General features: G+C 56.9%; 9 protein-coding genes and 2 tRNA genes. 8 read left to right on the forward strand and 3 right to left on the reverse strand.

What is annotated here, in order from left to right:
* From ENN40_10825 to ENN40_10835, 3 genes are all read right to left on the reverse strand, one after another.
* Positions 1-419, reverse strand: a 419-nt coding sequence (locus ENN40_10825) for an ATP-binding cassette domain-containing protein (protein HDP95836.1), incomplete at its 3' end; no start/stop codon positions are given.
* A 459-nt stretch (positions 420-878) separates the two neighbouring features.
* The gene (locus tag ENN40_10830) at positions 879-1,619 is read right to left on the reverse strand and encodes a hypothetical protein (protein HDP95837.1); all 741 of its coding nucleotides are present in this window, start codon (positions 1,617-1,619) and stop codon (positions 879-881) included.
* Between the two features lie 30 nt (positions 1,620-1,649).
* Positions 1,650-1,722, reverse strand: a tRNA-Met gene (locus tag ENN40_10835).
* An 84-nt stretch (positions 1,723-1,806) separates the two neighbouring features.
* Between ENN40_10835 and ENN40_10840 the strand changes: the two genes are divergently transcribed.
* The 8 genes from ENN40_10840 to ENN40_10875 all read left to right on the forward strand — a co-directional run bounded on the left by ENN40_10840 (position 1,807) and on the right by ENN40_10875 (position 12,577).
* A complete protein-coding gene (locus tag ENN40_10840; protein HDP95838.1) occupies positions 1,807-4,323 on the forward strand; it encodes a hypothetical protein in 2,517 nt (838 codons plus the stop codon).
* A gap of 18 nt (positions 4,324-4,341) precedes the next feature.
* A complete protein-coding gene (locus ENN40_10845; protein ID HDP95839.1) occupies positions 4,342-4,635 on the forward strand; it encodes a hypothetical protein in 294 nt (97 codons plus the stop codon).
* A gap of 403 nt (positions 4,636-5,038) precedes the next feature.
* Positions 5,039-5,620, forward strand: a complete 582-nt coding sequence (gene lexA / locus ENN40_10850) for a repressor LexA (GenBank protein ID HDP95840.1) — start codon at positions 5,039-5,041, stop codon at positions 5,618-5,620.
* A gap of 2 nt (positions 5,621-5,622) precedes the next feature.
* Positions 5,623-6,807: a DNA polymerase IV gene (locus ENN40_10855; GenBank protein HDP95841.1), complete on the forward strand. Its 1,185-nt coding sequence runs from the start codon at positions 5,623-5,625 to the stop codon at positions 6,805-6,807.
* A gap of 407 nt (positions 6,808-7,214) precedes the next feature.
* Positions 7,215-10,205, forward strand: coding sequence for a response regulator (locus tag ENN40_10860; protein ID HDP95842.1), 2,991 nt, complete (start codon positions 7,215-7,217; stop codon positions 10,203-10,205).
* Between the two features lie 63 nt (positions 10,206-10,268).
* Positions 10,269-10,341, forward strand: a tRNA-Ala gene (locus tag ENN40_10865).
* Between the two features lie 86 nt (positions 10,342-10,427).
* On the forward strand, positions 10,428-10,991 hold the full coding sequence (efp, locus tag ENN40_10870; protein ID HDP95843.1) for an elongation factor P: 564 nt from the start codon (positions 10,428-10,430) through the stop codon (positions 10,989-10,991).
* Between the two features lie 344 nt (positions 10,992-11,335).
* Positions 11,336-12,577 carry a glucose-1-phosphate adenylyltransferase gene (locus ENN40_10875; GenBank protein ID HDP95844.1) on the forward strand — a complete coding sequence of 414 codons (1,242 nt, stop codon included), beginning with the start codon at positions 11,336-11,338 and terminating at the stop codon, positions 12,575-12,577.
* The last annotated feature ends 205 nt before the right edge of the window (positions 12,578-12,782 follow it).

Consider the following 12,782-nt stretch of genomic DNA (forward strand, 5'->3'; position numbering starts at 1 on the left):
CCGGAGATGTGGGAGGGAGGGTAGTTCTTGCGATGGGTGAGTCCCACCAGCGAGAGGGCGCTGTGAACCATGCGCGAGATTACGGAGCGGCGTTCGCCCCGCACCACCAGGGGCAGGGCCACGTTTTCGTACACCGTCATTGAGTCGATGAGTTTGAAGTCCTGAAAGATAATGCCGATTTTTCGCCGCAGTCGGAATACATGCTTGGGTGGAATGAGGTTGATGTTGGTGGAATCCACCAGGATCTGGCCTTTTGAGGGGACTTCATCTTTGAAAATCAATTTGAGCAATGTGGTTTTTCCCGCGCCGGAAGCGCCGGTTAAAAAGACGAACTCTCCCTTGCGGACCGACAGGTTGATGTCCTGCAAGGCCCAGTCGCCCTTTATGTATTGTTTGTAGACGTGATAGAGTTCGATCATGCTCTGTGTATTATGCATGAGAAAGTTGAAAAGTTGAAGAGGAAAAAGGAGGCAGGAGGCAGGTGACAGGTATCAGGTGACAGGAGGCAGGAGACAAAAGTCAGGCAAGGGGCGGTTCGCGAACCGCCCTGTAGAACGTAGAAGGTAGAAGGTATAAAAATCCGAAATCCCAAATCCGAAATCCCAAACAAATCCCAATGTTCCAAAGTTGAAGAGTTGAAGAGGAAACCCGAGTAACAAGTTGAAAGTCTAAAGTCGAAAGTGAAAATAAGGTGTCAGGTGACAGGAAAACATCAGTCGAAAGTAAACCGGCCATAGGCGAGAGGCTAGTCAAAAGTCGAAAGTGAAAACTCTCAAAACTATTTCAACTTCTTGCCTTTTCAACTCTTCAACTTTCCAACTTGTATTTGTAAAGACAGAGGGGTATGCGGCGCGCGTGGTGCCGCGGGGGGTGACCCCCTAGGCGGACGAGGCAGGCTGTTTGTCTGCCTCTTTTTCTACGCGTTTAAACAAAATGCGTCCGCAGTTTTCGCAGACGAACATGCCGTCGGTAGAGATCAATTCACTGAGCAACTGGGGGCGGACCTTGATGTTGCATACGCCGCAGAAATCGGATTCCACCAGGGAGATGACCTTGCCGGCCTTCTTGGCGAAGAGGTTGTCGTACACTTTGAGCAAGCGGGCCGGTATGCGGGCGCGGATGCTTTCGCGCTCTTTGCGGACTTCCGCCAGTTTTTTCTGTTCGTACTCCAGGCTGGTGTTGAAATCCTTGATCCGCTGGTTGTACTCGGCCACGATTTTCTGGAAATCTTCTTCGCGGGAGCGGATCTCGGCCACGATCTCATCGGATTCCACCATGTGTTCGATCAGTTTCTCCTCGATCTGGGTGATCAGGTTTTCTTCGAACTTGATTTCAGCGATGAATCCCTGGTATTCGCGGTTGGTGGAGGCCTTGGCCATCTGTTCGCGGTACTTGGCGATCTTTTCCTTGATCGCCTGGATCTCTCTTTCCATTTTTTGCCGCGATTTGGTGTTTGCCTGGAGTTTTTCACGGGCGGCTTCGATGATTTCCGCCTTGCCGTCCCGTTCCTCTTCGAGTTCCCGGATCATGCGGGGAATGTCTTTCAGGGTGAGTTGGATCTCCTTCAGCCTGTCGTCTGTCTGCTGCAGGGAAAATAAAACGTCTAGCCCTTCTTTCAATGAAGCTCCTTGGGAAAAGTAGTTCCGGAATGGGCCTACCAGGACTCGAACCTGGAACCTATCGGTTATGAGCCGATGGCTCTAGCCATTGAGCTATAGACCCTCTCAGGCTTGGAAAATAGCAGAATCGGCCCATATTGTCAACCCGAGGCGGGGGTGCGGGTTGACAGGCGCAAGGGCCCGTATTATGATAAAAAGCGAACAAATGACGAACAAACAACACCCCCTTGCTTGCGCGCCGGGCTTGTCGTATGTGCCCCTGCGTGTCTATTCCACTTACTCGCGGGGATGGGGGGCGGTGGACGCGGCGGAGTTGGCTGACTGGCTGGGCGCGGCTCGCTTGCCCGCCCTGGCGGTGACCGATCCCTTTGCCGTGCAGGGCTGGGAGGCGTTCTGGCGCCAGGCTCGTGGCCGCGGCCTGAAAGCGCTGTTGGGCGTGGAGGTCCGCCTGCGCGGCCTGGGCGCCCTGTTGCTTTTTCCTCGCAACAACGCGGCATATTCCGCGCTGGTGGATACCCTCAACCAGCGTCGTTGCGCAAGCCTGGATGAGATGGTGGTCGTCCTGGCGCCCCAGTCCAACATCGATCTGGATGGCGCTTTGACGCTCCTGCAGCGCCAGGTGGGTCCGGGTCTTTTCTATCTGGGCCTGGAGTGGACGACTCCGCGCGTGGCAGTGGCCGTGGCGCGGAGTCATTGCATTCCCCTGGTCTGGGCGCAGCCCCTGCGCTGGCTCGGGGTTTCCGAACGTTTTGCCGCCGCCGCGGCGGTGTTCCGCCATCGCCCGTTTTCCGAGGTGAAGGCGGGGATGGACCGCACCCACGGGCCCCTGAGCGCGCGCGCCGTGTGCCAACGCTGGGGGGATACCGGACGTGAGGCTCTGCGCAATACCTTTGTGGTGGCGGATGCGGTCGATTTCACGTTCAGCGGCATCCTGCCTGCTTGCGCTAACGGCGGGACGCGGTTGGAAAAGATGGTGCGTAGTTGCGTGAGCCGGGGACGGCTGGATGCGGCTGAAACCGCGCGCCTTTTGCGTGAACTGCGGGTGGTGCGGGAAATGGGGGTCGGTTTCCATTTCGAGGTGGCCGCGGAGATTGCCTCCTACTGCCGCCGCATGGGGATCTATTTCAATCTTCGTGGTTCCGGGGTTTCCAGCCTGCTGCTTTACCTGCTGGGCGCGTCCCGGGTCCACCCCTTGCGGCACAACCTGCTTTTTGAACGCTTCCTCAACCGTCTGCGCGAGGAGCCGCCCGATATCGACATGGACCTGGACTCTTCGCGCCGGGACGAGGTGCTGCGCTGGGTGTTTGAGACCTATGCGCCCCGGGTGGCCTTTGTGTCCACCCATCGTTTTTTTCGCGCCCGTTCCGCGCTGTATGAAATGGCCCGTTGCAGTGGATTCGCCCCGGAGGAGGCCCACGCACTGGGTAAACAGGTCCCCATGTTCGCCGAGCCCCGGGAATTGGCGGGGCGGGGAGAGGGGCGTTCGCGCGAAGTTTTTCGCGCCGCGACCCTGCTGCAGGGCGTGTACCGGGATACGGCATTGCACGTGGGGGGGGTGGTGTTTTGCAACAACGGCGATGTGCGTGACCATTTTCCCGTATCCACGTCGCCGTCGGGATTCCCCCAAATGGCATGGGACAAGCACACAATCGAGCGCCTGCGGGTGTTTAAACTCGACCTGCTGGGCGTAAGGGGGTTCCATGTGATCGCCCCGGTGGCCCTGGGAAAGCATGTGGATATGACGGATGCGCTTACCTGGGGGATCATCCGCGCGGCCCGCACCATCGGTTGTTTTCAACTGGAGAGTCCCCTGGCGCGGCAAAACCTGGAGCAGGCGGCGCCGCAAAACCTGGGTCAACTGGGAATCGCCATCGCCATTATCCGTCCCGGTCCGGCCCGCTCGGGCATGAAAGCGGCTTACATCGCCCGCAAAGCCCCGGTCCACCCCTTGCTGGGCCGCGTGTTCCCCCATACCCGCGGGACGCTGATTTTCGAAGAGCAGATATCCGTGTTGTTGCATACCCTCACGGGGTGGGAGCTGGATTATTGTGAAAAGGTGCGCCGGGAAATGAAAAAACGCCGCGAGGCCGCATACCGGGACGCTTTTTTACAGGCCGGAACGGCCGGTGGATTCAGCGCGAGTGAACTTGAATTCCTGTGGAAGCTGGCCGTGGATTTTTCGTTGTACGCTTTTAACCAGGCCCACAGCACGGCCTACGCCTATTCCGCATTTCTATCCGCCTGGTTCAAGGCCCATTTTCCCGCCACCTTTTTCTGCCGGCTCTTGAATGCCGGCGGCGGTTATTATCCCCAGGCCGTTTACATCCGTGAAGCCCTGGAGTGGGGAATCTCCGTATTGCCTCCGCATGTCAACCGCAGCGCCGCCGGCTTTACGGAGGAGGCCGGGGCGATCCGCGCCGGATTGCTCCAGGTGCGCGGAGTAGGCGGGGTCCTGGCGGAACGGATCCTGACCGGTCGCAGGCAGGGATATGCGGGGCTGGAAGGGTTCATGGCCCGCAGCGGTTGCGGTGAACGGGAGTTGTCGGCACTCATGGCCGTGGGCGCCCTGGCCGGCCTGGGCGGTGAAGGGTACGGGCCCGAACGGCTGCGGCGGAACCAGCGCCGTTACCTGGGTTTCATGCCCGGGCCCGGTCGCGTTGACAAGTCCGCCGTGCTCGGGGATAATCCAGTATCTCCGGCATGACCGGCACAAGGAGGCCCCATGGGCTTGGCGTCGATTTTTTCTGAGTTCCGCCGCCGCCGCGAGATCATTGCGGCTTTTCGCAACAGCGCCGCCGGTACGCCGGAGATGGCCCGTACCCTGGAGGAACTGGGGTTGCGAAACTCCATGACCCTGCGCAAGTTAATGCGCGGGCAGGTGGTGAAACGCGAGCAGCAACGGTACTACCTGGATGAACGCGGCCTGATCCGCCGGCAAATGAACACTGTCAAGTGGGGCATGATCGCGCTTTTTTTTCTTCTCGGCTTGGTGATCCTTTACCTGAACAGAAGTTGAAAAGAAGGTGACGGGTAACAGGTGTCAGGAGGCAGTGTAGGGACGGTTCGCTAACCGCCCTGGCCAGGGGCAAGAGAAAAGAGGCACCCTCAGCTCTCTCAACTTCCCTTTTCCACTTTCTTCCGGTTGACATCGGGGAAATATCGCGCTATATTAAAGGCGAACAAAGATCGAACAAATAGAGTTGAAAAGTTGCAGAGTTGAAGAGGCAAGAAGTTGAAAAAAAAGGAGAGAAGGTGACAGGAGACAGGTGGCAGGGGCGGTTTGCGAACCGCCCTGGCCAGGGGCGAGGGGCAAGAGAAAAGAGGCAACAGGTGTACGGGCGAAAAATTTTTCGCCCCTACTGTTTTTTCCATCCGCAACTTCCTCAACTCTCTCAACTTTTTTTGATCCATAAAAGGAGATGCCCGTGCTGACACGCAAGCAGAAAAAATTCCTGGATCGGCTTACCGCCTTGACGGAGCGGCTCGGTTATTTCCCCACAGTGCGCGAAATCGCCCGTGAAACCGGCCTGGCATCACCGGCCACGGTTCACGCTTACCTGCAGCGCCTGTCGGAGCGGGGCCACCTGCGCCACCTGGGAGGGCGCTGGGAACTGGTGCGATCCGGCCATACCGTACCCCTGGTGGGGGTTGTTCCCGCCGGATCTCCCCTGGACGTGTTTGAATCCCTGGGGGAAGAGGTGGAGCTGCCGGAGTGGATGGTGGATCGTTCCGGCGAGGTGGTGGCTTTGCGGGTGCAGGGAGAGAGCATGCGCGACGCCTATATCCGTGAGGGCGATGTGGTGATCGTGCGGCGCAGTGATACGGCCGATGCCGGCGCCATGGTGGTGGCCCTGCTGGACAGCAGTTCCATTACCCTCAAGCGCCTGCGCCGCGGCGGCCCCAACGGCCATTACCTGATGCCGGAAAACCCTGAATATGCACCCATCCATGAGCCTTTCCGGGTGGTGGGGCAAGTGGTGGGCGTCATGCGACGCTACTGATCATGCAGCCTTTCGTGTTCCACGTCGACATCGATGCTTTTTTCGCCGCGGTTGAGGTGATGTTGCGTCCCGAGTTGCGCGGCCGGCCGGTGATTGTGGGCGGTATGCCCGATGAGCGGGGCGTGGTGTGCACCGCTTCTTACGAGGCGCGCCGTTACGGCGTGCATTCAGGCATGTCGTTGCGCATGGCGGGCCGCAAGTGTCCCCACGGCGTGTTCCTGCGCGGCCGGCACGCGGTATACCGCGATATCTCGCAGCGTTTCATGGAATGCCTGCGCCGTTATTCTCCGCGGGTGGAGCCGGTGTCCGTGGATGAAGCCTACGTGGACCTGGGCGGCATGCGTTATCTCAACCCTTCGGCGGCGGACCTGGCCGGGCAATTAAAAACCGAGGTGGAGCGCAGCATCGGCCTCAAGGTGTCGGCGGGCCTGGGGTTTACGCGCATGGGAGCCAAGCTGGCCACGGAGGCGGCCAAGCCCGGGGGCCTGATGGTGGTGTTGGACGAGCGCGAATTCGTATCCCGCATGTCGATTGAGCGCGTGCCCGGCATTGGTCCCCAGACCGAGATGATCCTGATGGGTCTGGGGGTGCGCCGGGTGTGCGACCTGGAGCGCCGTTACCCGGATCTGTGGAAACGCACGGTGGGGGTGCACCTGTTGGGGGGAAAGCGTTTCCCCGCCGCGCGCGTGCCCGCATCCCGCAGTTTCAGTCGCGAGACCACCTTTCCCCAGGACATCCGCGATGCCGGCCTGCTGCTTTCCCACCTCTCTTACCTGGTGCAGCGCCTCTCGGTTCACCTGGTCCGCGAGGAGGTGTTTGCCGGGCGTATCGAGGTCAAGGCGCGGTTCGACGATTTTTCCACCTTTACCGCCCGCTCCGCACTGCCGTTTCCCACTTATTCCTATCCGGATATGTGGAAAACCGTGTTGCTGCTGTGGCAGCGCCTGCAGACGCGCCGCGACCGTTCCCTGCGCCTGGTGGGGGTCAAAGTGGAGGACATCTCGGAGGCCCGCGACCTGTTGCCGTTCCTGGACCTGCGCGGCGAACAGCTCAGCGCCGGATTGCGCCGGGTACGGGATCGTTACGGTTTTTCCGCCATCGCCACGGGCCGCTCCATGATGCTTCAGGCTCTCTACCCGGTGGAACGCGAAGGCGTGATTTTGAAGACTGCGTCGTTGGCGAAGTAGGGGCGACCGGCCGGTCGCCCGGAATAAAAACAGTTGAGGAGTTGAAGAAGAAAAGGTGACAGGTATCAGGTGTCAGGAGGCAGGGCGCCCGTGCCCTTCAGGCTCAGAATAACGAATAAGGAAGAAGGAATAAAAAGGCAAAATACGAAATCCCAAATTCGAAATCCGAAACAAATCCAAATGATCCAAAGTTGAAAAGGCAAGAAGTTGAAATAGTTTTGAGAGTTTTCACTTTCGACTTTAGACTTTCAGCTTTCGACTTGATCAACCACGGAACACACAGAACACACGGGAATTTAATTCTGTTTGTCACTAGCCAATAGCCACTGGCCCTTCGCCTCTCGCCAATAGCCATTGGCCGAGTTTTATACTTTCGACTTGAAACTTTCTCCTGTATGATATGAACCATGGACAATATCGGGGAGTTGAATTCCGAGCTGAGCGCCGACCCGGAGTCTCCGTTCGGTGTATTTCATGATTTGATCCGCTTCCGTGTTCGGGAAATCCTGTTGGTTTCCAGTTATTATGATGCGTTCGTGCTGGAAGAAGACGGCCGGCTTTCGGAACGAATCTTTGGCGAGTACATCGACCTGAACCTGCGTTTCGTTCCCCGCATTCACCGGGTTTCCACGGCTGAAGAAGCTTTTCGCGTCCTGGAGAAAGGGCGTTTTGACCTGGTAATCACCATGACGCGGATCACGGATATGGATCCCCTGGAATTCGGGACGCGGGTCAAAGAGATGAATCCCCACATTCCGGTTGTGCTGCTTACCTATGAGTGGGTTAGTCAGGAGCTGCAAGAGAAACTGCGCTCAAGCTCGAGCATTGATCGCGTGTTTTTCTGGTCTGGAGACACCCGCATCCTGCTCGCCATTATCAAGTACATCGAGGATCTCAAAAACGTGAATAACGACACCCGCCTGGGCGTGCGGGTGATTCTTCTGATCGAGGACTCTCCCAAGTACTTTTCTATTTTTCTGCCCATATTGTACACGGAGATCATGACCCAGACCCGCATGCTGATTTCAGAAGGTGTCAACGACCTGCACCGCTTGCTGCGCATGCGGGCCCGTCCCAAGATCCTTCTGGCCGAGACTTTTGAAGAGGGTTTGGAAATCTACCAGCGGTATCGGGAGAACCTGCTGGGCGTGATTTCAGATATCCGTTTTCCTCGTGAAGGCCGCATCGACAAAGAATGCGGCTTTCGCGTGGCGCACATGATCAAGGCGGAGATACCCGACCTGCCTTTCCTGATCCAATCTTCCAATGAAGAGAACCGCACCCGGGCCGAGCAGTTCGGCCTGGATTTCCTGAACAAGAACTCGCCCCATCTTTTACAGGAGATCAGCCGGTTCATCCTGGGGAACTTTGGTTTCGGGGATTTTGTTTTCCGCATGCCCGACGGGCGTGAGGTGGGGCGCGCGCACAACATGCTCGAGTTTGCCAAACTGGTGCAGATGGTACCGGATGAGTGCCTGGAGTACCATGCGGAGCGCAACCATATCTCGATCTGGTTGCGTGCGCGTACCGAGTTCGAAGGGGCGGAGGCGTTGCGTCCCAAGCGGGTGTCTGATTTCGCCGACACGACCGAGTTGCGGCGCTTCATCCACCGTGCCATCCAGGGGCTGATGGTTCGCAACCGTTCCGGGGTGATCCTGGATTTCCAGCAATCCCTGCTGGATTTACGCGAGTCCTTTATTCGCCTTGGCAACGGTTCCCTGGGAGGCAAGGCGCGGGGTATCGCCTTTCTCAACACCATGTTGACCAAAACCGGCCTGGCCAATCGTTTCCCGGGCATCCGCTTGCGTACGCCGCATACGTTTGTCATCTGTAGCGAGGTGTTTGAAACCTTCATGACAGCCAACAAACTGATCAACGAAGCCATCGAGACCAGCGACAACCAGCGCATCGTGCGTCGGTTCCTGCACGCCAAATTGCCTGACGGCATCCTGTCGGATCTGGAGATCCTGCTGCGCAACATCCGCTATCCCCTGGCCGTACGCTCTTCCAGTCTGCTGGAGGATTCCCAAACCCTGCCTTTCGCCGGTCTTTACGCTACCTACATGCTGCCCAACAATCACCAGCGCCTGTCCGTGCGCATGCGGCAGTTGGAGCGTGCCATCAAACTGGTTTTCGCCTCGGTGTTTTTTAGTTCTCCCAAGGAATATGTGCGCAATACCAATTTCCGCATTGAAGAAGAAAAGATGGCGGTGATTATCCAGCAGGTGGTGGGACGGGCGCACAACCAGCGATTCTATCCGGCGGTTTCCGGGGTGGCCCAATCATTTAACTACTATCCCGTTTCGTACCAGAAACCGGAAGACGGCGCCGTGGAACCGGCATTGGGGTTGGGGGCCACCATTGTTGAGGGCGCGCGCACGTGGCGCTTTTCTCCCCGCTATCCACATCTTCCGCCTCCCTATGCGGGCGCGGACGAGTTGCTGAAAAAGACCCAGAATTTCTTCTGGGCGTTGTCGCTGGCAAAAAGCGATATCAACATCCTGGCGGATGAACGACACACCCTGCAACGCCTGGATCTTTCCGCGGCCGAGGAGGACGGCACTTTGCTTCATGTCGGCGGCACCTATTCTCTTGCGGATGACCGTATCACGGACAGTTTGGCGGGTGAGGGACCCAGGGTCGTAACTTTCGCGCCCCTGCTGAAACAACGCCGCCTGCCGCTGGCGGATGTTTTACAGGATGTGTTGCGTACGGGAAGAAGTGCGTTCGGTTCACATGTTGAAGTGGAATTCGCCATGGACATTCCGCCTCAGGGAAAGGATTTGTCTGAATTTCATTTGTTGCAGATCCGTCCCATGGTTACCGGAAAAGAGAAACTCGAAATCACCCTGGAACCGGATGAACCGGCGCGCGTGTTGTGCCGTTGTGAGCATGCCATGGGCAATGGAGTGACTAAAAACATCCAGGATGTGGTGTTCGTGGATCCCGACACTTTCGATCTGGGCGCGACTCGCCGGATCGCCGCGGAAGTGGGTGAAATCAACGCCCAATGTGTCCGCGAGGATTGCCATTATCTGCTGATCGGGTTCGGACGTTGGGGCACCAACGATCCCTGGCTGGGGATTCCCGTGGAGTGGGGTCAGATTTCCCAGGCCCGGGTCGTGGTTGAAGCCGGCCGCCCGGGATTCATGGTGGATCCGTCACAGGGCAGCCACTTTTTTCACAATATGATCTCACTCAAGATGGGCTATTTTCATATCCGGCGGGAATCAGAACAAGAGTATGTCCGCTGGGATCAACTCAAGTGCATGCCACTGGTGCGTCGCACCCCGCATGTCCGTCATGTACGCGTTTCCAACGGATTGGAAGTGCGCATCGACGGCCGGGTCTCTACCGGGGTGGTATTGGCCCGGCAGGCGGATGCCGCCGCCCGATAAAGGTTTTGCCCGCTCCAAGCGGTTGATTTCCCGCCACGGTTGTGGTATAAAACATTTTCGAATGGGGCTGTGGCGCAGCTGGGAGCGCGTCTGAATGGCATTCAGAAGGTCGTGGGTTCGACTCCCATCAGCTCCATTTGAATCCCTCTTTTCCGTCCGGGCGTCAGTAACGGCTGTTCCCAACCGCAACGGGCAATTTCTTTCAACGTGGGGGTACCACCAATGATAAATGCAACCCAGATACGTAAAGGTATGGTGATCCGCATGGGCGACCGTTTGTACCGGGTTGAAGAGATGAAGCATATTACACCCGGAAAAGGCAACGCGATTGTCCAAACCAAAATCCGTGATATCCAGGATCTCACGATCCGTGACCATCGTTTCCGTTCCAGTGAGAAAGTCGACCGCGTGGTCATGGAAACACGGGAATTTACTTTTTCTTACCTGGACGGAGACAGTTTTGTGTTCATGGACAATGAAACCTTTGAGCAATTGCCGTTAAGCCGCGAATTCCTGGGCGATTTGGCTTATTATATGAAGGAGAACGAAGCCTACCAGGTAGAATTTTTTGAAGGTAGCCCCATGAACATCACCCCGCCGCTGTCGATGGAGTTTACGGTTACTCATGCGGAAAAGTCGATCAAGGGCGCCACGGTGCAGGCATCTTATAAGCCTGCCACCCTGGATAACGGCATGGAGATCATGGTGCCCCCCTTTGTGGATGAGGGCGCGGTGATCCGCGTGGATACGCGCGATGGGTCGTATATAGAACGGGTAAGTAAGTAACGAAAGTTGGAAAGGGGAAGCAGAAGCAATACAAAATAAGCCACGGAACACACGGAATACACAGAATTAACCACAAGTTGACGAACGTAGGGGCGAAAAATTTTTCGCCCCTTGACACCTGACACCTGGTACCTGAAACCTGCCCGCCCGGAGAAGCCTTGGCGAAGACGGGCCTCCTGTCACCTTTTCGTTTATCCAAAAATCCGTATTTACATACTTACAAGCACCGTCCCCAGTTTTTGGTTTTTCTTGACTTTGCGGCTGGCGCGACCTAATATGCAGGCGGCGGTGGCGGAGGCCCGGATGCGGCCGTCAGGTTCCGCCCCCCTTTGCGAGAGGCTGAAATGAAGAACGTACTGGCGGTGATATTGGGAGGCGGACAGGGAACCCGACTCTTTCCCTTGACGGAAAATCGCGCCAAACCGGCGGTTCCCATCGGTGGCAAATTCCGCCTGATAGACATTCCCATTTCCAATTGCCTGCACTGGGGCATCAAGAAGATCTACATCTTGACCCAGTTCAATACTGAGTCGCTTCATCGCCACATTACCGGGACCTACAAATTTGATGGTTTTTCGCGCGGATTCGTACAGGTGATGGCGGCCCAGCAGACGATCGAAAACAAGAACTGGTACCAGGGAACCGCGGACGCCGTGCGCAAAAACATCAGCTATATCTGTGAACACGACGCGGACTATGTGGCCATTCTGTCGGGAGACCAGTTGTTCCGCATCGACATGGAGGCTTTCGTGGCTGAGCATAAGCGCCGCGGTGCCGAGATTACCATTGCCACCACTCCGGTGGCCCGGCTGACCGCCCACCGTTTCGGTATCATGAAGGTGGGGGAGAGTGATCGCATCGTTGATTTCAGGGAAAAACCACGGGATGACGCCGTGATTGAGATGCTGCGTTTACCGGGTCGTCCGGATGAGTCCGCTTTTCTCGCGTCCATGGGAATCTATCTGTTCAACCGTGATGTGCTGGTGAACCTGCTGGAACAGAACGACAGCCAGGATTTCGGCAAAGGGATCATTCCCGCGGCCATTCCCCATCGCCGGGTCCACGCTTATGTTTTTAACGGCTATTGGGAGGATATCGGTACCATCCGCGCTTTTTACCAGGCCAACCTGGATTTCGCCAATCCCGTGCCCCGCTTCAACTTCTACGATGAGAGGAATCCGATTTTCACGCATGCGCGTTTTCTGCCGGGATCGAAGGTGCGCGATTGTCATATGCACAATTCCTTGATTTCCGACGGTTCCATTATCGAAGGCAGTCGCATTGAACAGTCCATTGTGGGTATTCGCTCCATTATCAGGGAGGGGACACATCTGGATCACGTGGTGATGATGGGGGCTGATTTTTACGAACACCCGGAAGTCACTTGTCCGACACCGCTGGGAATCGGCAGTAACAGCCTGATCCGCAGGGCCATCCTGGACAAGAATGTGCGTATCGGCCGCGATGTGTGTATTGATTACCAGGGGGATGAAGCCAGGCGTGATGAAGGCATCTACCATATTGTGGACGGAATCGTGGTGGTGTCCAAGAACGCGGAAATCCCGGACGGGACCATAATTAGTTGATAAACAAAGTTGTAAAGTTGGGTTCTCTTCCATTTTGTGTGGGTTTGGGGGTTATGCATATTTGAAAAAATGATAAGGCTGTATGAGAGTACCCTTTCGGGCACAAATACCCAGAGGGCACAGGTCACCGCTCACCACTTCGGTTCAGACCCATGCGGTCTTCGGCGGACTAAAATGACCCCGGTGGTTGTTTGGGATGTAATCC

This window comes from Candidatus Aminicenantes bacterium (assembly GCA_011049425.1).
Lineage (GTDB): Bacteria > Acidobacteriota > Aminicenantia > UBA2199 > UBA2199 > UBA876.